The organism is Streptomyces zhihengii (assembly GCF_016919245.1).
Taxonomy (GTDB): domain Bacteria; phylum Actinomycetota; class Actinomycetes; order Streptomycetales; family Streptomycetaceae; genus Streptomyces; species Streptomyces zhihengii.
In genome coordinates this window covers 1930329-1953555 of record NZ_JAFEJA010000001.1, presented here as the reverse complement: position 1 = coordinate 1953555, position 23227 = coordinate 1930329, and the positions used below count along the sequence as shown (strand labels likewise).

At 73.7% G+C, this 23227-nt stretch carries 3 protein-coding genes and 1 pseudogene; all 4 read right to left on the bottom strand.

Annotated features, from left to right (window positions below; translation table 11 throughout):
- Positions 1-17: 17 nt before the first annotated feature.
- Positions 18-809 carry an arylamine N-acetyltransferase family protein gene (locus tag JE024_RS08070; protein WP_244882681.1) on the bottom strand — a complete coding sequence of 264 codons (792 nt, stop codon included), beginning with the start codon at positions 807-809 and terminating at the stop codon, positions 18-20.
- Between the two features lie 47 nt (positions 810-856).
- Positions 857-4000 carry a type I polyketide synthase gene (locus tag JE024_RS08065; protein ID WP_205372948.1) on the bottom strand — a complete coding sequence of 1048 codons (3144 nt, stop codon included), beginning with the start codon at positions 3998-4000 and terminating at the stop codon, positions 857-859.
- Positions 4001-4051: 51 nt separating this feature from the next.
- Positions 4052-9316: pseudogene (locus JE024_RS08060) on the bottom strand (type I polyketide synthase); the annotation flags it as partial.
- Positions 9317-9488: 172 nt separating this feature from the next.
- Positions 9489-23123: a type I polyketide synthase gene (locus JE024_RS08055; protein ID WP_244883140.1), complete on the bottom strand. Its 13635-nt coding sequence runs from the start codon at positions 23121-23123 to the stop codon at positions 9489-9491.
- Positions 23124-23227: the final 104 nt, after the last annotated feature.

The window sequence follows — 23227 nt, the reverse complement described above, 5'->3', positions numbered from 1 at the left end:
CGCCGACGTGAGGGGGGTCAGTCCTGCAGCAGGATGGTCTTCAGGACGGCGTCGAGGTCGGGCTGCTTCACCAGCACCCGCACCGTCTCCCGGCCGTCCTCGACGGTCAGCAGCCGCCGGCCGGTCAGCGTCATCTGACCGTTCTCCAGCGCCCGTCCGCGGATGTAGGTGACGTTGGCCGCCAGCATCCGCGCGTACGCGTCCAGCTCCGGGTTGGACGCGTCGAGCCACTCGGAGAAGTCCCGCGGCTTCAGCCGGAACCGGTGGATCACGGCCCACTCGCCGTCCCGCGGCCGGCGCTCCAGGTAGTGGAAGCCGTCGTCGGCCGCGAGGACGCGGAAGTGGGTGCCGTACTGCTCCTGGGGCTCCTCCGCGACCCGCACCGGCTCGATCAGCGAGGGGCCCGAGTAGCCGACGTCCGCGAGGTACCACTCGCCGTCGACGCGCACACCGTTGAACAGGTGCTCCATGTCCGGGCCGAAGGCGCCGTCCGCGCCGCGCACACCGGCGCTGAGCACGACGACCTCGAAGCCCAGCGCACCGAGCAGGGCCCGGAACAGGCCGTTGAGCTCGTAGCAGACACCGCCCCGGCCGCCGGTGACGACCTCCTTGTAGACGGTGTCGACGTCGATGTCGACACCGTCCCATATCGCGGTGCCGCGCTCCTCGTTGAGGAAGTTGTCGAACGGGACGGTCATCAGGTGCCGCTTGTGCAGCACCCGCAGGGTCTCCAGGGTCGCGGCCGGACGCGGCCCCGAGTGGCCGAGCCGGGTCAGATAGTCGTCGATGTCGAACATCGTGTCGTCCATGCCTTTCAGGGGCGGGGAGGGAGGGAGTGCGGGGGAGCGACGTGCCGTCAGGCGTCGGCCGGGACCGCGGCCTTGCCCAGCAGGTACTCGGCGAGCATCCCCGGCGTCGGGTGGTCGAACAGCAGCATCACGGGCAGCTCGACACCGAGCTCCTCCGCCAGCCGGTTGCGCAGCTCGACCGCGGTCAGCGAGTTGAAGCCGACGTCGAAGAACGCCTCGTCGTCGTCGACCTCGTCGGCCGAGGCGTAGCCGAGGGACGTGGCCGTCTCGGCGCGCACCAGACCGAGCAGGGCGCCGAGGCGCTCCTCCTCCGGCAGGGCGGCGAAGCGTTCGGCGAACGATTCCTGGGACGTCATGTCGTTCTCCTCGTGAAGGGTCTCGAAGTCGTCGGCCGGCCCCTCGACGCCCGGGTTGCGCGAGGTCTTGAGCCAGTAGTGACGGTGCTGGAAGGGGTAGGTGGGCAGCTCGGCCCGGTGGCCGGACGCGCCCTCGAAGAACGGGCTCCAGTCCACCTCCACACCCCGGACGTGCACGGCGGCCAGCGACGCGGCGAAGCGGTCGGGCCCGCCGTCGTCCCTGCGCAGGGACCCCGTGATCACACCGGGGGAGCCCGCGCCGCTCTCGGCCAGCTCACCGACGGGCATGGTGAGCACGGGGTGGGCGCTGACCTCGATGAAGACGCGGTGCCCGGTGCGCGCGAGGTGCTCCACGGTGTCCGCGAAGCGGACCTGGTGGCGGAGGTTGTCGTACCAGTAGCCCGCGTTCATGGTGCTGCCGTCGATGCGTTCGCCGAGGAGGGTGGAGTGCAGGGGGATCTCGGCGGTACGGGGTGCGATGCCCTCCAGGAGGCCGGCGAGCTCGTCGCGGATGGCCGCGACATGGCTGGTGTGGGAGGCGTAGTCGACGGGGATCCTGCGGGCCCGCACCCCGTCCCCGGTGAGACGGGTGTGGAGCTCGTCGAGGGCGGTGGGATCACCGGCGACGACGGTGGAGTTGGGGCCGTTGACGGCGGCGATCTCGATGCGTCCGTCAAAGGCGGCGAGGTGCTCCTCGGCGGTGGCCAGCGGGAGCGGCAGCGACATCATGCCGCCGTGTCCGGCGAGATGGGCGCCGATCGCCTGGGAGCGCAGGGTGACGATCCGCGCGGCGTCGTCCAGGGTGAGCACACCGGCGATGTGGGCCGCGGCTATCTCGCCCTGGGAGTGGCCGACGACGGCGTCGGGGACGACCCCGTGGTGCTGCCAGAGCCGGGCGAGCGCCACCATGACCGCGAAGGAGGCGGGCTGGACGACGTCCACCCGGTCGAAGCCGGGCGCTCCCTCCGCACCGCGCAGGACGTCGACCAGATCCCAGTCCACGTAGGAGCGGAAGGCGGCCGAGACGGCGTCGATCGCCTCGGCGAAGACCGGACTGGTCTCGTGGAGCCGGGCGCCCATGCCCGCCCACTGGTGGCCCTGGCCGGGGAAGACGAAGACGGTCCTGCCGTCGACGTCGGCCGTCCCGGTGACCACCTGCGCGGCCGGCTCACCCGACGCCAGCGCCTTCAGCCCGCCGGCCAGCTCCTCCGTGTCACGGCCCACGACCACGGCCCTGCGGTCGAGGCGCGCGCGCCCGAAGGCCAGCGCGTGCCCGACGTCCCCCGGCGCCTGCTGCCCGGCGTCCGTCAGCAGCCGCTCCGCCTGGGCGCGGAGGGCGGCGTTGCCCTTCGCGGAGAGGATCCACGGCACGACCCCGTGGGCCGGCGGCATCGCCTCGTCGGCCGGTGCCTCGTCGGCCGCGGGTGCCTGTTCGATGATGACGTGGGCGTTGGTGCCGCTGACGCCGAAGGAGGAGACGGCGGCGCGGCGCGGGCGTCCGAGTGCGGGCCAGTCGCGGGCTTCGGTGAGGAGTTCGACGGCTCCGGCGGTCCAGTCGACCTTGGTGGAGGGCTGGTCGACGTGGAGGGTCTTCGGCAGCACGCCGTTGCGGATCGCCTGGACCATCTTGATGATGCCCGCGACTCCGGCGGCGGACTGCGCGTGCCCGATGTTCGACTTCAACGAGCCCAGCCACAAAGGCTGTTCGGCCTCGCGGCCCTTGCCGTAGGTGGCGAGCAGCGCCTGCGCCTCGATCGGGTCGCCGAGGGTGGTGCCTGTGCCGTGGCCCTCCACGGTGTCCACGTCGGCGGGGGTGAGGCCGGCGTTGGCGAGGGCGGCGCGGATGACGCGCTGCTGGGAGGGGCCGTTGGGGGCGGTGAGGCCGTTGGAGGCGCCGTCCTGGTTGACCGCCGTGCCGCGGACCACGGCGAGCACCCGGTGCCCGAGCCGTTCGGCGTCGGAGAGCCGCTCGACGAGCAGCACGCCGACGCCCTCGGCCCAGCCGGTGCCGTCCGCCGCCTCGGCGAACGCCTTGCAGCGCCCGTCCGTGGACAGACCGCGCTGCCGGGAGAACTCCACGAACACACCCGGCGTGCCCATCACGGCCGCACCGCCGGCCAGCGCCATGTCGATCTCGCCGTTGCGCAGCGCCTGCACCGCCAGGTGCAGGGCCACCAGCGACGAGGAGCACGCCGTGTCCACCGTGATCGCCGGGCCTTCGAGCCCGAGCGTGTACGACACCCGCCCGGACGCCACGCTGCCCGAGTTCCCGGTGCCCAGGAACCCTTCGAGGCCCTTCGGCGAGAACTCCAGATCCGGCGCGTAGTCGTGGTACATCACGCCCGAGTACACGCCCACCCGGCTGCCCTGGAGCGAGGTCGGGTCGATGCCCGCCCCCTCGAACGCCTCCCAGGACGACTCCAGCAGCAGCCGCTGCTGCGGATCCATCGCCAGCGCCTCGCGCGGCGAGATCCCGAAGAAGCCGGCGTCGAACTCGCCCGCCTCGTGCAGGAAGCCGCCCTCGCCGACGTACGAGGTGTTGGTGCGCTCCGGGTCCGGGTCGAAGAGGCGCTCCAGATCCCAGCCCCGGTCCTCCGGGAAGCCGGTCACCGCGTCGCGGCCCTCGTCGACCAGCCGCCACAGGTCGTCCGGACCGGCGACCCCGCCCGGCAGGCGGCAGGCCATCCCGACGATCGCGATCGGCTCGCGCGCGACGGCCGCCATGCGCTGGTTCTCCTGCTTGAGCCGCTCGTTCTCCATGAGCGAGGCGCGCAGGGCCTCGACCAGTCTGGCGCTGTCCGTGGTGCTGGCGCTGTTGTCGCTGGGCGTACCCATCGGATCCTCCACAATCGGCGTTCGGTCGGTCATCGCTTGCCTCGTCGGTGATCAGGTGCCGATGGCACCCAGCGCGCGGGCCACCAGGTCGTCCGCGTCCATCTCCGCGATCCGCCCGAGCTCCTCGGACGCCGCGGCTTCCACATCGGCCACACCGGGGACGGCGGCCGCCGGCGCGGCCGAGGACGCCTCTTCGGCACCGGTGTCGGGCACCAGCTCGTCGCACAGGTGCCGGGCGAGCGCGGCCGGGGTCGGATAGTCGAAGACCAGCGTCGCGGGCAGCCGCACCCCGGTCTCCTTCGCCAGCCGGTTGCGCAGCTCGACCGCCGTCAGCGAGTCGAAGCCGACATCCTTGAAGGGCTGGTCCGCACGGATCGGCACATCGCCCAGCACCGTCGACGCACGGCCGCGCACCAGGTCCAGCAGCTCCCGCTGCCGCTCCGCCGGGGACAGCCCCGCGACCCTGTCCGCGAGCGACCCGCCGGAGGCGGGCCCCGCGCTGTGGGCCGCCTTGCGCGGCACCCGGACGAGTCCCTGGAACATCACCGGCAAGGTGCCCTCGGCAGCCGCCGCCCGCAGAGCGGGGAAGTTCATCTTGCTCGTCACCAGCGCCGGTTCGGACAGCGACAGGGCGGCGTCGAACAGCGCCATCCCCTCCTCGGCGGTCAGCGCGGACGCGCCCTGACGGCGCATGCGGTCCTGGTCACCGTTCCCCAGGTGCCCGGTCATCCCGCTCGCGTCGCCCCACAGACCCCAGGCGAGGGAGGTGGCGGGGGTGCCGTGGGTGCGGAGTCGGGTGGCGAGGGCGTCGAGGGCTGCGTTGGCGGCGGCGTAGTTGGCCTGTCCGGGGTTGCCGAGGGTGCCGGCGGCGCTGGAGAAGAGGACGAAGGCTGTGAGGGGGTGGTGTCGGGTGAGGGTGTGGAGGGTGTGGGCGGCGTCGGTTTTGGGGGTGAGGACGGTGTCGAGGTGGGTGGGGGTTTGTGCGGTGAGGGTGGCGTCGTCGAGGACGCCGGCGGTGTGGATGACGGCGGTGAGGGGGTGGTCGGGGTGGATGGTGTCGAGGAGGGTTTGGACTTGTTGGGGGTTGGTGGCGTCGGTGGCGGTGATGGTGACGGTGGCGCCGAGTGCGGTGAGTTGGTCGTGGAGTTGTTGGGCGCCGGGGGCGGCCGGTCCGCGTCGGCTGATGAGGTGGAGGTGGGTGATGTGGTGGTGGGTGATGAGGTGGTGGGCGGTGAGGGCGCCGAGGGTGCCGGTGCCGCCGGTGATGAGGACGGTGCCGTGGGGGTCGAGGGGGCTGGTGGCCGTGGTCGGTGGGGTGGTGCGGGTGAGGCGGGGGACGGTGAGGGTGTTGTGGGTGAGGGCGAGTTGGGGTTCGCCGGTGGCGAGGGCGTGGGGGAGGAGTGTTGTGTCGGTGTCGGTGTCGATGAGGGTGATGCGGTCGGGGTGTTCGTTCTGGGCGGTGCGGACGAGTCCGTGGACGGCGGCTTGTGCGGGGTTGGTGCGGGCGTCGCGGGTCAGTACCACGAGGCGGGTGTCGTCGGGGTCGGTGGTGATGTGGGCCTGGACGGCTTCCAGCACGTGCGCGGTGAGGGTCCGGACGTCGTCGTCGGTGCGGTGGGTGAGGTCGAGGACGGGCCAGTCGGTGCCGGTGGTGGTGTCGGGGGTGGGGATCGTCTGCCACTCGACACGGAACAACGCGTCCCGCAACGGATCGTCACCCGCCGACAACTGCGCCGGGTCGATGGCCCGCAGGGCCAGGCTCTCGACGGTCGCGACCGGCGCCCCCGCGGAGTCCGCCACCTCCACGCTCACCGCGTCGCCCGCCCCCGGGGCGATCCGCACCCGCAGGCGCGCCGCGCCCGCCGCGTGCAGGGTCACCCCGTTCCAGGCGAACGGCAGCAGGGTGCGCGAGTCGCCGTCCCGGGGCGCCGAGCCGAAGGCCGCCGTGTGCAGGGCAGCGTCCAGCAGGGCGGGGTGCAGCCCGTACGCGGACGCCTCGGCGGCGGCCTCGTCCGGCAGCGCCACCTCGGCGAACAGCTCCTCGCCGCGCCGCCACACCCGCTCCAGGCCCTGGAAGACGGGCCCGTACTCGTAGCCGGCCACGAAGCGCAGGTCGTAGAAGTCCGCCACCGACAGCGCCTCGGCCCCGCGCGGCGGCCACTGCGTGAAGTCGTGGGCCGCCGCCCGCCGGGCCTCGGCCGGCGCGGCGAAACCGGTCGCGTGCCGCGTCCAGGAGGCGGCGTCCTCGGCCCGCGTGTGGATGGTCACCGGGCGGCGCCCCAGCTCGTCCAGTCCGCCGACCGCCACCTGCACCCGCAGGGCCCCGGTGGCCGGGAGCACGAGGGGTGCCTCCAGGACCAGTTCGTCCAGGCGCTCCGCGCCCGTCCGGTCCGCCGCGCCGACGGCCATCTCGACCAGTGCCGCCCCGGGCACCAGGACCGTGCCCGACACCGCGTGGTCCGCGAGCCACGGGTGGGTCCTCAGCGAGAGCAGACCGGTCACCAGCACGCCGGCGTCGTCCGGCAGTTCCACGACCGCGCCCAGCAGCGGATGCTCCGCGGCGTCGAGCCCGGCCGCCGACACGTCGCCCGTCCCCTCGCCGCGCTCCAGCCAGTAGCGGGTGCGTTGGAAGGGGTAGGTGGGGAGGTCGGGTGTGGTGGTGGGTGGGGTGAGGAGGGTGGTCCAGTCGGGGGTGGTGCCGCGGACGTGGAGTTCGGCGGCGTTGGTGAGGAAGCGGTGGGGGGTGTCGTCGTTGCGGCGGAGGGTGCCGGTGGTGGTCCAGGGGGTGTCGGCGTGTTGGTCGAGGATGTCGCCGATGGGCATGGTGAGGACGGGGTGGGCGCTGATTTCGATGAAGGTGCGGTGTCCGGTGTGGGCGAGGTTTTCGATGGTGGTGGCGAAGCGGACCTGGTGGCGGAGGTTCTGGTACCAGTGGTCGGCGGTCATGGTGGTGCCGTCGATGAGTTCGCCGGTGAGGGTGGAGTGGAGGGGGATGTCGGCGGTGCGGGGGGTGATGCCGTCGAGGAGGGTGGCGAGTTCGTGTTGGAGTGATTCGACGTGGCTGGTGTGGGAGGCGTAGTCGACGGGGATTTTGCGGGCGCGGATGCCGTCGGCGTTGAGGTGGGTGTGGAGGTCGTCGAGGGCGGTGGGGTCGCCGGCGACGACGGTGGAGTTGGGGCCGTTGACGGCGGCGATCTCGATGCGTCCGTCGTAGGTGGTGAGGTGTTCCTCGGCGGTGGTGAGGGGGAGGGGGAGGGACATCATGCCGCCGTGTCCGGCGAGGTGGGTGCCGATGGCCTGGGAGCGGAGGGTGACGATGCGTGCGGCGTCGTCGAGGGTGAGGACGCCGGCGATGTGGGCTGCGGCTATTTCGCCCTGGGAGTGGCCGGTGAGGGCGTGGGGGGTGATGCCGTGGTGCTGCCAGAGGCGGGCGAGGGCGACCATGACGGCGAAGGAGGCGGGCTGGACGACGTCCACCCGGTCGAAGCCGGGCGCTCCCTCCGCACCCCGCAGGACATCCACCAGATCCCAGTCCACGTAGGAGCGGAAGGCGGCCGAGACGGCGTCGATCGCCTCGGCGAACACGGGATCGGTGTCGTACAGCCGGGCGCCCATGCCCGTCCACTGGTGGCCCTGGCCGGGGAAGACGAAGACGGTCCTGCCGTCGACGTCGGCCGTCCCGGTGACCACGTGCGCGGCCGGCTCACCCGACGCCAGCGCCTGAAGACCCCGGACGAACCCGTCCCGGTCCTTCGCCAGCACCACGGCCCGCTCCCCGAAGAGCGTGCGCGCCCGCGCCAGGGTGTGTCCGACGGCCCCGGCGTCGAGGCCCTCGGTCGCCGCGACCAGCCGCGCCGCCTGGGCCCGCACGGCTGCCGGGGACTTCGCGGAGAGGATCCACGGCACGACACCGTGGGCCGGCGGCATCGCCGCGTCGGCCGGGGCTCCGTCCGCCGCCGGCGCCTGCTCGACCACGACGTGGGCGTTGGTGCCGCTCACGCCGAAGGCCGACACGGCGGCCCGGCGTGGCCGGTCGTTCTCCGGCCAGTCACGGGCCTCGGTGAGCAGTTCCACCGCACCCGCCGACCACTCGACCTTCGTCGACGGCCGGTCCACGTGCAGGGTCTTCGGCAGCACCCCGTGCCGCATCGCCTGGACCATCTTGATGATGCCCGCGACACCGGCGGCGGACTGCGCGTGCCCGATGTTCGACTTCAGCGAGCCCAGCCACAGCGGCCTGGCACGGTCCCGGCCCTTGCCGTAGGTGGCGAGCAGCGCCTGCGCCTCGATCGGGTCGCCCAGGGTGGTCCCCGTGCCGTGCGCCTCCACCGCGTCCACCTCGTCCGGAGAGAGACCGGCGTCGGCGAGGGCGGCGCGGATGACCCGCTGCTGGGAGGGGCCGTTGGGGGCGGTCAGTCCGTTGGAGGCGCCGTCCTGGTTCACGGCCGTGCCGCGGACCACGGCGAGCACCCGGTGCCCGAGCCGTTCGGCGTCGGAGAGCCGCTCGACGAGCAGCACGCCGACGCCCTCGGCCCAGCCGGTGCCGTCCGCCGCCTCGGCGAACGCCTTGCAGCGCCCGTCCGTGGACAGGCCCCGCTGCCGGGAGAACTCCACGAACACACCCGGCGTCGCCATGATCGCGGCGCCGCCCGCCAGCGCCATGTCGATCTCACCGTCGCGCAGCGCCCGCACCGCCAGGTGCAGGGCCACCAGCGAGGAGGAGCACGCCGTGTCCAGGGTGACCGAGGGGCCCTCCAGGCCCAGCGTGTACGACACCCGGCCCGAGGCGACCGCTCCCGCGGTACCCGTGCTCAGATACCCCTCGACCTCGGCCGGCGCGTTCTCCATGTCGGTCGCGTAGTCGTGGTACATCACGCCCGAGTACACGCCCACCCGGTCGCCCTTGAGCGAGGCCGGGTCGATCCCGGCGCGCTCGACCGCCTCCCAGGACGTCTCCAGCAGCAGCCGCTGCTGGGGGTTCATGGAGAGCGCCTCGCGCTGGTTGATCCCGAAGAAGCCGGCGTCGAACTCGGGTGCTGCGTCGAGGAATCCGCCCTCCCGGACGTACGAGGTCCCCTTGCGCTCCGGGTCCTCGTCGAAGAGGCGCTCCAGGTCCCAGCCCCGGTCCTCGGGGAAGCCGGAGACCGCGTCCCCGCCCCGTTCGACCAGGTCCCACAGTTCCTCGGGAGTGGTGATCCCGCCCGGCAGGCGGCAGGCCATCCCGACGATGGCGATCGGCTCGGACTTGGCGGCCTCCGCCTCCCGCAGGCGCTGGTTCGCCTGCTTGAGGTCGACCAGGGCCCGCTTCAGATACTCGCGGAGCTTCTGGTCGCCGGCCGGGGAGCCGCCGCTGGCGGCAGCGGCACCGGCACCGCGCACGGACTCGTTGGACTTGGGCTCGTTGGACATGACCGGGTCTGCCCCTTCAGGCGTCGATGGCAAGGCGTCGATGGACGTACGGGCTCGGGTGTCGATCGGTTGGCGGGGATCAGGACAGACCGAGTTCTCCGTCCATGAGCTGGAAGATCTCTTCGTCGGTCGCGACATCGAGGTCGAGGCCGGACAGGTCGTCCGTGAGGACCGGGGCCGGCGCCGCCCCGAGGGCCACCGCCAGCTCCTGGAGCCTGGCCGCGACACGGGCGCGTGCCGCCCCGTCCCCCGGCAGCGCGGCCAGCGTCTCGCCCAGCCGGGCGAGTTCGGCCGGCACCCCGTCACCGTCCGCACCCGTGCCGCCCGCGGCGCCCGCCGCCGTGCAGCCGAGCTCCTCCAGCAACTGGGCGGCCAGCGCCGCCGGGGTCGGGTGGTCGAAGATCAGGGTCGCGGGCAGCCGCACCCCGGTGGCACCCGCCAGCCGGTTGCGCAGTTCCACGGCGGCCAGGGAGTCGAAGCCGAGGTCCTTGAAGGCGTTCTCGGCACCGATGGCACGAGCCGTGGGGTGCCCGAGCACCGTCGCCGCCTCCCCGCGCACCACCTCCAGCACCGCGTCGAGGCGATCGGCCTCCGCCAGCGGGTTCAGTCGGTCCGTGAGCGACTGCTCCGAGGCGGCCGCGCTCCGCGCCGCCTTGCGCGGCGCTCGCACCAGCGAGCGCAGCAGCGGCGGAACCTCGCCGGACGCCGCCTGCCGGCGCAGTTCGGGCAGATCCATCAGCGCCGTCACCAGCGCCGCGTCCTGCGAGGCGAGCGCCGCGTCGAACAGCGCCAGCGACAACCGCGTGGACATCGCGGTGATACCGGTCCGCCGGCCGCGCTGGAGATCCGTGGAGCTCAGCTCGCCCGTCATACCGCTCGCCTCCTCCCACAGACCCCAGGCCATCGCCGTGGCGGGCGTGCCCTCGGCCCGCAGCCGGGCCGCCAGCGCGTCCAGATAGGTGTTCGCGGCGGCGTAGTTGGCCTGTCCGGGGTTGCCGAGGGTGCCGGCGGCGCTGGAGAAGAGGACGAAGGCTGTGAGGGGGTGGTGTCGGGTGAGGGTGTGGAGGGTGTGGGCGGCGTCGGTTTTGGGGGTGAGGACGGTGTCGAGGTGGGTGGGGGTTTGTGCGGTGAGGGTGGCGTCGTCGAGGACGCCGGCGGTGTGGATGACGGCGGTGAGGGGGTGGTCGGGGTGGATGGTGTCGAGGAGGGTTTGGACTTGTTGGGGGTTGGTGGCGTCGGTGGCGGTGATGGTGACGGTGGCGCCGAGTGCGGTGAGTTGGTCGTGGAGTTGTTGGGCGCCGGGGGCGGCCGGTCCGCGTCGGCTGATGAGGTGGAGGTGGGTGATGTGGTGGTGGGTGATGAGGTGGTGGGCGGTGAGGGCGCCGAGGGTGCCGGTGCCGCCGGTGATGAGGACGGTGCCGTGGGGGTCGAGGGGGCTGGTGGCCGTGGTCGGTGGGGTGGTGCGGGTGAGGCGGGGGACGGTGAGGGTGTTGTGGGTGAGGGCGAGTTGGGGTTCGCCGGTGGCGAGGGCGTGGGGGAGGAGTGTTGTGTCGGTGTCGGTGTCGATGAGGGTGATGCGGTCGGGGTGTTCGTTCTGGGCGGTGCGGACGAGTCCGTGGACGGCGGCTTGTGCGGGGTTGGTGCGGGCGTCGCGGGTCAGTACCACGAGGCGGGTGTCGTCGGGGTCGGTGGTGATGTGGGCCTGGACGGCTTCCAGCACGTGCGCGGTGAGGGTCCGGACGTCGTCGTCGGTGCGGTGGGTGAGGTCGAGGACGGGCCAGTCGGTGCCGGTGGTGGTGTCGGGGGTGGGGATCGTCTGCCACTCGACACGGAACAACGCGTCCCGCAACGGATCGTCACCCGCCGACAACTGCGCCGGATCCACCGCCCGGAAGGCCAGCGAACCCACCGACGCCACCGGAGCCCCGGTCGCGTCGGACGCCTCCACCGCCACGGCGTCGTTGCCCTGCGGTGTGATCCGCACCCGCAGGCGTGCCGCGCCCGCCGCGTGCAGGGTCACCCCGTTCCAGGCGAACGGCAGCAGCACCTGGCCGGGCTCGGTCTCCGCCACTGCCCCGAAGCTCGTCGTGTGCAGGGCAGCGTCCAGCAGGGCGGGGTGCAGCCCGTACGCGGACGCCTCGGCGGCGGCCTCGTCCGGCAGCGCCACCTCGGCGAACAGCTCCTCGCCGCGCCGCCACACCCGCTCCAGACCCTGGAAGGAGGGCCCGAAGTCATGGCCCGCCGCGGCCTGCCGCTCGTAGAAGCCGTCCACGTCGACGGCCTCCGCTCCGGCCGGCGGCCACACGGCCTGCCCGGCCGCGGTCGCCGGCTGCGACGCCGAGACGGATCCGGCGGCATGCCGGGTCCAGACGTCGGAGTCCTCGGCCCGCGAGTGGATGCCCACCGGGCGGCGGCCCGTCCCCGAGTCGTCGGCCGCGCCGACCTGGACCCGTACCTCGACGCCGCCGCGCTCCGGCAGCACCAGCGGAGCCTGGAGCACCAGCTCCTCCAGCACCGGCGCCCCGGCGTGGTCCCCGGCCCGTACGGCCAGCTCGACCAGGGCCGTGCCCGGCACCAGGACGGTGCCCGACTTGGCGTGGTCCGCGAGCCACGGGTTGCTCGTCAGTGACAGCCGGCCGGTCGCCAGCACACCCTGCCCGTCCGGGAGTTCCACCACCGCGCCGAGCAGCGGGTGCCCGGCCGGCGCCAGACCCAGCGAGCCGAGATCGGCCGTGCCCGGCCGCATCTCCACCCAGTAGCGCTCCCGCTGGAACGCGTACACCGGCAGCGCGACACGCCGCGCGTCCGTGCCCTCGAACAGGGCCGCCCAGTCGGTCTCCGCCCCGCGGACGTACAGCCCGGCCACCGCCGCGAGCAGCGTCGCCGGCTCGGAGCGCTCACGGCGCAGACCCGGCAGGAACACCGCCTCGCCGGCCCCGGGGCCGTCCTGCTCCGCGAGGGCGTCGACGGTCTCCCGCGCCATCGCCGTGAGCACCGCGTCCGGGCCGATCTCCAGGAACCGTCCGGCCCCTTCGGCCCGCACGTATCCCACCGCGTCGGCGAACCGCACCGGCCGGCGCACATGCTCCGCCCAGTAGTCCGCCGAGCCCAGCCGGTCGAGCCCGACCAGCGACCCGGTCAGCGTCGACACCACCGGGATCCGGGGCTCGGCGTACGCCACCGCCCCGGCCACCGCGCGGAACTCCTCCAGCATCGGCTCCATCCGGGCCGAGTGGAAGGCGTGGCTCACCCGCAGCCGCTTGGTCTTGCGGCCCAGGGCCTCGACGGCCGCGGCGACCTCCAGGACGGCGTCCTCGTCGCCCGAGACCACCACGGCGGCGGGCCCGTTGACCGCGGCGATCCCGGCGCGGCCGTCGGACGGCAGCAGCGCGAGCACCTCGTCCTCGGCCGCCTGCACGGCGACCATCGCACCGCCCTCCGGCAGCGCCTGCATCAGCCTGCCGCGGGCCGCCACCAGCGCGGCGCCGTCGGCGAGCGAGTACACGCCCGCGACATGGGCCGCCGCCAGCTCGCCGATCGAGTGCCCGGCGACGAAGTCGGGGCGCACGCCCCAGGACTCCACCAGCCGGAACAGCGCCACCTGCACGGCGAACAGCGCCGACTGGGTGTACACCGTGCGGTGCAGTTCCCCGGCCTCGGCGGAACCGGGCTCGGCGAACACCACCTCGCGCAGCGGGTGGGGGACGTGCCCGTCGAGATGCCGGTCCAGCTCCTCGCAGGCCGCGTCGAACGCCGCCGCGAACACCGGGTACCGCGCGTGCAGTTCGCGGCCCATCCCGGCCCGCTGGCTGCCCTGCCCGGTGAAGAGGAAGGCCGTCCGGCCGGGCGCCGGGGCGCCGGTGACGGCGGACGCGGGCGCCCCGCCGTCCGCGAGGGAGTCCAGTGCCGCCAGCAGTTCCTCGCGCTCACCCGCGACGACGACCGCCCGGTGGTCGAGCCGCGCCTTCGTGGTCACCAGCGAGTAGGCGACGTCCGCGAGGTGCGCCTCACCGCCGCGCAGCCACCGGGCGAGCCGGGCGGCCTGGCCGCCCAGCGCCTCGGGGGACTTCGCCGACAGGACGTACGGGCGCACGGCCGGCACCTCGTCGTCCCCGGTGCGCGGGGCCTCGGCCCCGGCGGTACCCGGCGCCTGCTCGATGATGACGTGGGCGTTGGTGCCGCTCACACCGAACGACGACACCGCCGCGCGGCGCGGCCGCTCGGTCTCCGGCCAGTCACGGGACTCGGTGAGCAGCTCCACCGCTCCCGCCGCCCAGTCCACCTTGGTGGACGGCCGGTCGACGTGGAGGGTCTTCGGCAGCACCCCGTGGCGCATCGCCTGGACCATCTTGATCACACTGGCCGCGCCGGCGGCGCCCTGGGTGTGCCCGATGTTCGACTTCAGCGAGCCCAGCCACAGCGGCTCCGCGTCCGCGCGGCCCGTCCCGTAGGTCGCGAGCAGCGCCTGCGCCTCGATCGGGTCGCCCAGGGTGGTGCCCGTGCCGTGCGCCTCCACCGCGTCGACCTCCGCCGCGGACAGACCCGCGTCGGCGAGGGCGGCGCGGATGACGCGCTGCTGGGAGGGGCCGTTGGGTGCGGTCAGTCCGTTGGAGGCGCCGTCCTGGTTGACGGCGCTGCCGCGGACCACCGCGAGGACCGGGTGCCCCAGCCGTTCGGCGTCGGAGAGCCGCTCGACCAGCAGCATCGCGGAGCCCTCGGCCCAGCCGGTGCCGTCGGCCGCCTCGGCGAACGCCTTGCAGCGTCCGTCCGTGGACAGGCCCCGCTGCCGGGAGAACTCCACGAACGCGTCGGGTGTCGTCATCAGCGCGACACCGCCGGCCAGGGCCATCGACGACTCGCCGCTGCGCACCGACTGCGCCGCCAGGTGCAGGGCCACCAGCGAGGAGGAGCAGGCCGTGTCGACGGTCAGCGCCGGGCCCTCCAGACCGAAGGTGTAGGAGATGCGGCCCGAGGCCACACTGCCCGAGGTGCCGGTGAGGCGGTAGCCCTCCAGCTCACCCGCGTCGTGCTGCAACCGCAGGGTGTAGTCACGGTCGTTGACACCGACGAACACACCGACGTGCTGGCCCTGGAGCGAGGTCGGGTCGATGCCCGCCCGCTCGAACGTCTCCCAGGACGTCTCCAGCAGCAGTCGCTGCTGCGGATCCATCGCCAGTGCCTCGCGCGGCGAGATCCCGAAGAAGCCGGCGTCGAATCCGGTCGCCGTGTCCAGGAACGCCCCGTTGCGGGCGTAGGACGTGCCGAGGTGCTCCGGGTCCGGGTCGTACAGCGCCTCCAGGTCCCAGCCGCGGTCCTCGGGGAAGCCGCCGATCACATCGGTGCCCTCCGCCACCAGCCGCCACAGCTCGTCCGGCCCGTCGGCACCGCCGGGGAACCGGCAGCCCATCGACACGATCACGATCGGGTCGTCGTCGGCCGCCGCCCCGCGCCCGGCGGGCACGGCGCCCGCCGCCGCGGGCTGCTCCCCGACGAGGTCGCCGAGCAACTTGCGCGCCAGCACCGCGGGTGACGGATAGTCGAAGACCAGGGTGGCGGGAAGGGTGAGCCCGGCACGCTTGGCGATACGATTCCGCAGCTCGACCGCGGTCAGCGAGTCGAAGCCCAGATCCTTGAACGCCCGCTTCTCGTCGATGGCCTCCGCCGACGCGTGCCCCAGCACCGTCGCGGCCTCGGCCCGCACCAGATCCACGACCGTGCGCTCCCGCTCCGCCTCCGGCAGCGCGGCGAGCTGTGCGCCCAGCGCACCCCGGTCCTCTGCGGCGGACTGCCCCTGGGCCGCGGCCCGGCGCGGCGGACGCACCAGCGACCGCAGCATCAGCGGCACCGGCTCGGTCGCCGCACGGGCACGCAGACCCGCCAGATCGAGCTGCGCGGCGACATAGGCCGGCTCCTCGGACGCCAGGGCGGCGTCCAGCAGTGCCATGCCGGTCCCGGCGGACAGCCCCAGCATGCCGTCCCTGCGGTGGCGCCGGAGCGCCGCCTCGTCCAGGTGCTCCGTCATGCCGCTGACATCCGACCAGTAGCCCCAGGCGAGGGAGGTGGCGGGGGTGCCGTGGGTGCGGAGTCGGGTGGCGAGGGCGTCGAGGGCTGCGTTGGCGGCGGCGTAGTTGGCCTGTCCGGGGTTGCCGAGGGTGCCGGCGGCGCTGGAGAAGAGGACGAAGGCTGTGAGGGGGTGGTGTCGGGTGAGGGTGTGGAGGGTGTGGGCGGCGTCGGTTTTGGGGGTGAGGACGGTGTCGAGGTGGGTGGGGGTTTGTGCGGTGAGGGTGGCGTCGTCGAGGACGCCGGCGGTGTGGATGACGGCGGTGAGGGGGTGGTCGGGGTGGATGGTGTCGAGGAGGGTTTGGACTTGTTGGGGGTTGGTGGCGTCGGTGGCGGTGATGGTGACGGTGGCGCCGAGTGCGGTGAGTTGGTCGTGGAGTTGTTGGGCGCCGGGGGCGGCCGGTCCGCGTCGGCTGATGAGGTGGAGGTGGGTGATGTGGTGGTGGGTGATGAGGTGGTGGGCGGTGAGGGCGCCGAGGGTGCCGGTGCCGCCGGTGATGAGGACGGTGCCGTGGGGGTCGAGGGGGCTGGTGGCCGTGGTCGGTGGGGTGGTGCGGGTGAGGCGGGGGACGGTGAGGGTGTTGTGGGTGAGGGCGAGTTGGGGTTCGCCGGTGGCGAGGGCGTGGGGGAGGAGTGTTGTGTCGGTGTCGGTGTCGATGAGGGTGATGCGGTCGGGGTGTTCGTTCTGGGCGGTGCGGACGAGTCCGTGGACGGCGGCTTGTGCGGGGTTGGTGCGGGCGTCGCGGGTCAGTACCACGAGGCGGGTGTCGTCGGGGTCGGTGGTGATGTGGGCCTGGACGGCTTCCAGCGCGTGTGCGGTGAGGGTCCGGACGTCGTCGTCGGTGCGGTGGGTGAGGTCGAGGACGGGCCAGTCGGTGCCGGTGGTGGTGTCGGGGGTGGGGATCGTCTGCCACTCGACACGGAACAAAGCGTCCCGCAACGGGTCTTGACCGGGCACCGCACGGTTCGGGTCCACCGCACGGAAGCTCAGCTCCCGGATCGACAGCACCGGCGCACCCGCGGAGTCCGCGGCGGCGACGGAGATCGTGTCGTCGCCGCGCGGGGTGACGCGCACCCGCAACTGCCCCGCCCCGGAGGCGAAGAGCGCGAGCCGGCGCCAGGTGTGCGGCATCAGCACCCGGCCGTCCGGGCGCGCCGCGCCCAGCGGACCGTACGCGGCGGCCTCCAGCACGGTGTCCAGCAGGGCGGGGTGCAGCCCGTACGCGGACGCCTCGCCCGCCAGCTCGTCCGGCAGCGCCACCTCGGCGTAGATCTCGTCGCCGTGGCGCCACACCTTGCGCAGCCCCGCCGAGGCGACCGCCGAGACCTCCACGGCCTCCGCGGTGCCGGGCGGGCGGACGGTGAAGTCGCCCGTGAACGAGGCCTCCTGGGCGGAGAGCCGGCCGATCGCATGCCGAACCCACTCGGCCGACTCGTCGGCGCGTGAGTGGACGCTGACCTGACGGCGGCCGTGCTGCCCGGTGCCGCCTGCGGCCTCCGCGGCCCCGACCTGCACCCGGACCTGGACGCTGCCGCGCTCCGGCAGCACCATCGGCTCCTCCAGGACGAGCTCCTCCAGCGTCCCGGCCGCCACATGGTCGCCCGCCCGCACGGCCAGCTCGACCAGCACCGCACCGGGGACCGGGGACGGCCCGCCCGACGTGTCGACCGCGAGCCACGGGTGGGTCTTCAGCGACAGGCGTCCCGTCGTCAGCACCCCACCGGAGCCCGGCAGTTCGACGAGGGCGCCCAGCAGCGGGTGCTCCTCCGCCGCGACACCGAGTGCCCCGGCGTCACTGCTGCCCGTGCCCTCCAGCCAGTAGCGGGTGCGTTGGAAGGGGTAGGTGGGGAGGTCGGGTGTGGTGGTGGGTGGGGTGAGGAGGGTGGTCCAGTCGGGGGTGGTGCCGCGGACGTGGAGTTCGGCGGCGTTGGTGAGGAAGCGGTGGGGGGTGTCGTCGTTGCGGCGGAGGGTGCCGGTGGTGGTCCAGGGGGTGTCGGCGTGTTGGTCGAGGATGTCGCCGATGGGCATGGTGAGGACGGGGTGGGCGCTGATTTCGATGAAGGTGCGGTGTCCGGTGTGGGCGAGGTTTTCGATGGTGGTGGCGAAGCGGACCTGGTGGCGGAGGTTCTGGTACCAGTGGTCGGCGGTCATGGTGGTGCCGTCGATGAGTTCGCCGGTGAGGGTGGAGTGGAGGGGGATGTCGGCGGTGCGGGGGGTGATGCCGTCGAGGAGGGTGGCGAGTTCGTGTTGGAGTGATTCGACGTGGCTGGTGTGGGAGGCGTAGTCGACGGGGATTTTGCGGGCGCGGATGCCGTCGGCGTTGAGGTGGGTGTGGAGGTCGTCGAGGGCGGTGGGGTCGCCGGCGACGACGGTGGAGTTGGGGCCGTTGACGGCGGCGATCTCGATGCGTCCGTCGTAGGTGGTGAGGTGTTCCTCGGCGGTGGTGAGGGGGAGGGGGAGGGACATCATGCCGCCGTGTCCGGCGAGGTGGGTGCCGATGGCCTGGGAGCGGAGGGTGACGATGCGTGCGGCGTCGTCGAGGGTGAGGACGCCGGCGATGTGGGCTGCGGCTATTTCGCCCTGGGAGTGGCCGGTGAGGGCGTGGGGGGTGATGCCGTGGTGCTGCCAGAGGCGGGCGAGGGCGACCATGACGGCGAAGGAGGCGGGCTGGACGACGTCCACCCGGTCGAAGCCGGGCGCTCCCTCCGCACCCCGCAGGACATCCACCAGATCCCAGTCGACATAGGCGCTCAGGGCCCGGGCGCACTCGCTGATGTGGTGGTGGAAGACGGGGCTGGTGTCGAGGAGGCGGGCGCCCATGCCCGTCCACTGGTGGCCCTGGCCGGGGAAGACGAAGACGGTCCTGCCGTCGACGTCGGCCGTCCCGGTGACCACGTGCGCGGCCGGCTCACCCGACGCCAGCGCCCGAAGACCCGAGAGACCGCTCTCGCGGTCGTCCGCGAGGATCACCGCCCGCTGCTCCAGTGATGCGCGGGTGAACGCCAGCGCATGCGCGACGTCCGCGGGGGAGTGGTCCGTCGCCACACCCACGAGCTGCCGGGCCTGGGCCCGCAGCGCCGCCGGCGTCCGGGCGGAGACCACCCACGGCAGCACGGCCGCCCCCGAGGCCCCGGCCGGGCCGGGCTCCTCGTCGGCCGCGGGTGCCTGTTCGATGATGACGTGGGCGTTGGTGCCGCTGACGCCGAAGGAGGAGACGGCGGCGCGGCGCGGGCGTCCGAGTGCGGGCCAGTCGCGGGCTTCGGTGAGGAGTTCGACGGCTCCGGCGGTCCAGTCGACCTTGGTGGAGGGCTGGTCGACGTGGAGGGTCTTCGGCAGCACGCCGTTGCGGATCGCCTGGACCATCTTGATGATGCCGGCGACTCCGGCGGCGGACTGGGCGTGCCCGATGTTCGACTTCAACGAGCCCAGCCACAAGGGCTGTTCGGTGTCCCGTTCGCGTCCGTAGGTGGCGAGCAGGGCCTGCGCCTCGATCGGGTCACCGAGCATGGTGCCCGTGCCGTGGCCCTCCACCGCGTCCACGTCCGCGGGCGACAGATGGGCGTTGGCCAGCGCCTGGCGGATGACCCGCTGCTGCGAGGGACCGCTCGGCGCGGTGAGACCGTTGGAGGCGCCGTCCTGGTTGACCGCGGAGCCGCGGACCACCGCGAGCACCGGGTGCCCGAGCCGCTCGGCGTCCGAGAGGCGCTCCAGCAGCAGGATGCCGACGCCCTCCGCCCAGCCGGTGCCGTCCGCCGCCTCCGCGTACGCCTTGCAGCGCCCGTCGGGGGCCAGCGCACGCTGCCGGGAGAACTCCACGAACGAGGTCGGCTGCGCCATCAGCGCCACACCGCCCGCCAGCGCCATCGTGCACTCGCCGTTGCGCAGCGACTGCGCCGCCAGGTGCAGGGCCACCAGCGAGGAGGAGCAGGCCGTGTCGACGGTCAGCGCCGGGCCCTCCAGACCGAAGGTGTACGACACCCGGCCGGAGGCGACACTGCCCGCGGTGCCGATGCCGCGGTAGCCCTCCGAGCCCTCCGGCGCGCGGTCCACCTGCGCGCCGTAGTCGTGGTACATCACGCCGGAGAACACACCGACCGGCTTGCCCCGCAGCGCCGCGGGGTCGATGCCGGCCCGCTCCAGGGCCTCCCAGGACGTCTCCAGCAGCAGCCGCTGCTGGGGGTCCATCGCGACGGCCTCACGCGGGGATATGCCGAAGAACTCGGCGTCGAAGTCGGCCACGTCGTACAGGAAGCCGCCCTCGCGGACGTAGCTGGAGCCGGGCCGGGAACCCTCGGGGTCGTACAGCTCCTCCAGGTTCCAGTCGCGGTCCTCGGGGAAGCCGGACACCGCGTCGCGGCCCTCGTCGACCAGCCGCCACAGCTCCTCGGGCGAGGTGACGCCGCCGGGCAGCCGGCAGGCCATGCCGACGATGGCGATCGGCTCGTCCGAGCCCGCCACCTCCGGACGCACCTCCTCCGCCCGCTCCTCGGCACCCGTCAGCAGGGTGTGCAGCAGCACCGCCACCGCGTACGGCGTCGGATGGTCGAAGGCGACCGTCGCGGGCAGCGGCAGCCCGGTCGTCTCGGTGAGCCGGTTGCGCAGCGCCACCGCGTGCAGCGAGGTGAAGCCGAGGTCCTTGAACGGCCGCTTCGGGCCCACCCAGGAGATGCCGCCCAGGTCGCGGACGCGTGCCGCCTCGGTGCGCACGATCTCCTGGAGGATCCGCAGCCGCTCCTCCTCCGGCAGCGGCGCGAGCCGCTCCCGCAGGGTGTCGGCCACCGAGCTGTCGGCGGTCGCGGGCACGGCCGAGGTGTCGATCAGTCCGCCCAGCAGCGGCGACACCTCACCGGTGGCGATGGCCGCCGTGTCCAGGGCCAGCGGCAGGGAGTAGGCGGGTCCGGAGAGCTGGGCCGCGTCGAACATCGCCAGCCCTTCCGAGACGCCGAGGACGCCCGTGCCGCCGGCAGCGCCGGCCGCCGTTCCGCCGGTCGCCTCCCAGCGGCCCCAGCCGAGGGCCAGCGCGGGCAGCCCCCGGTCGGCGCGGTGCTGCGCCAGGGCGTCGACGAACGCGTTGTACGCGGACCGGTCGGCCTCGCCCGCCGCGCCGAACAGGGTCTCGGCCGAGGAGCACATCACGAACGCGGACAGCTCGTGCGCCCGGCTCAGCTCGTGCAGATGGAGCAGACCGGCGACGGCCGACTCCAGCGCCCGGCGGGGCCGGTGGGCGAGCGCGTCCTCCCAGCCGCCCGCGTGCACCACGGCCGTCAGCGGGCGCTCCGCGCCCTCCAGCACCGCGGCGAGCGCGCCGCGGTCGGCGGTGTCGCAGGCGGCGACGGCCACGTTCCGGGCGCCCGCGGCGGTCAGTTCTTCGCGCAGCGCGGCCACGTTCTCGTCGTCCGCGCCGTGCGAGGCGATCAGCAGCAGATGGCGTGCGCGGTGACCGGCGACCAGATGGCGGGCGAGCGCCGCGCCCTGCGCGCTGTCGGCGCCGGCGACGACGACGGTGCGCTCGGGGTCCAGGCCGGTGTTCTCACGCGGTTCGCCGCCGGCCGCGACCCGGGCCAGGCGCGGCAGCAGCGGCACACCGCCGCGGAGCGCGAGCTGCGGCTCCTCGGTGGTGACCAGCCGGGGCAGCTCCTCCGCCGACGCGGGCGCCTCGTCGAGGTCCACCAGCAGCACCCGGCCGGGGTGTTCGGCCTGGACGGACCGCAGCAGGCCCCACACCGGGGCGTGGGCGATGTTGTGCAGGGACTCGCGCGGGCCGGCGATCACGGCGCCGCGGGTGGCGACGGCGAGCCGCACACCGTCCAGCCGCTCGTCCGCCAGCCAGAGGGCGACCTGTCGCGCCAGGCCGTGCACGGTGCGCTCCACGGCACCCGCGAAGTCGGCGGCGGCCGCCGCCTTCGGCACGTCGAGCGAGAGCACGACCGCACCCGGCACGGACTCGCCGGCGGCGGACGCCTCGTCGAGCCGGGCGCCGAGCAGGGCGGTCAGCGCGTCGGCGTCCGGACCGGACAGCACCCACGGGGCGGCGGCCGGCGGGGCGGGCCGTGCCGTCAGCGGCACCCAGTCCAGCCGCAGCAGCGACTCGTAGTGGCTGCTGTTGGCCGCGCGCAGCCGCATGGGCCGGCTGAGCAGCCGGTGCCGCATGATCTTGCCGGACTGGGTGCGCGGGATCTGCGCGGTCTCGTACAGCTCCTCGGGCACCTTGTAGTAGGCCAGTTGTTCGCGGCAGGCCGCGTACAGCAGCTCCGGGTCGAGCCCTTCGGGGCCCGGCACCAGGAAGGCGACGGGCACCTCGCCGAGCACGGTGTGCGGCTTGGCGACCACGGCGACGTCGGCGACGCCGGGCACGGACCGCAGCACCTCCTCGACCTCGGCGGGGTGGATGTTCTCGCCGCCGCGGATGACGAGCTCCTTGAGCCGGCCCGTGATGGTGAAGCAGCCGGCGTCGTCGCGCCGGGCCAGGTCGCCGGTGCGGTACCAGCCGTCGCGCAGCGCGGCTGCGGTGGCCTGCGGGTCGTTGTGGTAACCGGCCATCACGTTCGGCCCGTTGACCCAGACCTCGCCCTCCTCGCCGGCCGGCACGTCGCTGCCGGTCCGCGGGTCGACCAGCCGCACGTTGACGCCCGGCACCGGCAGACCGCAGGAGCCCTCGACCCGGGGGCCGGTGGGCCAGTTCATGGTGATCGCGCCGCACGTCTCGGTGGAGCCGTAGGCGTCGAGCAGCGGTGCGCCGAAGGCCTTCTCGAACGCGGTGTGCAGCGAGGCGGTGGTGACCGAACCGCCGACCAGGCACATCCGCAGCCGGGGCGCGGCGAAGCCCTTGCGCGCCGCGGCCTCGACGAGCTGGTGGTACATCGTCGGGACACCGGCGAGGAAGGTGGAGTTCTCCTCCCGCAGCGCCGCCAGCACGTCCTCGGCGGCGAAGCCGTCGACCAGGCGCACCGAGGCGCCGACGGCGGTGGCGGCGACCACGCACACGATGTGGGAGAGGCTGTGGAACAGCGGCAGCGGCCACAGCACCCGGTCCTCGGCGCCGAGTCCGGGGATCGGCACATAGCCGGCGGCCACCGAGAACAGCGCGTTGCGCTGGCTGGAGAGCACGCCCTTCGGCTTGCCCGTGGTGCCGGAGGTGTAGAGCATCCAGGCCACGTCGTCGAGCGACAGGTCGTCGCGCGCGGGCTCGGGGGCGTCCGTGGTGGCCAGCGTCTCGAAGGACAGGGTCCCGGCCGGGGCCCGCCCGTCGCCGGTGACCACGATCCGCACCGAGCGGTCCGCCCCCAGCACCCGCCGGACCTGCTCGACGTGCGGCGGGTCGGTGACGACCACACGGGCCCCGCTGTCGCCCAGCAGATGGGCCAGCTCGGCATCGGTGGACCGCGGGTTGAGCGGGACGCCGATCGCGGCCGCACGCACGACGGAGAGGTAACTCTCCACCGTCTCGACGCAGTTGCCGAGGAGGAACGCGGCCCGGTCGCCGGGCTGGAGCCGCAGCGCCGCCAGGTGACCGGCCAGCCGCCCCGTGCGCTCCGCCAGCTCGGCCCAGCCGACGGCGCGGCGGGCATCGCGGTAGGCGATCTTGTTCCCGAAGCGGTCCGCGTGCGCCGTGAGCAGTTCCGGCAACGGTCGGATCAGCTCGGTTCGCAGCATGTCCACACACCCCTCGATAACACGGCGGCAATGAAATACGTCTGACGGAATCTCTTGACCTGTCGCATGTTCTGCGGCTCTGTGGAACAAGATTCTCGCCGCGA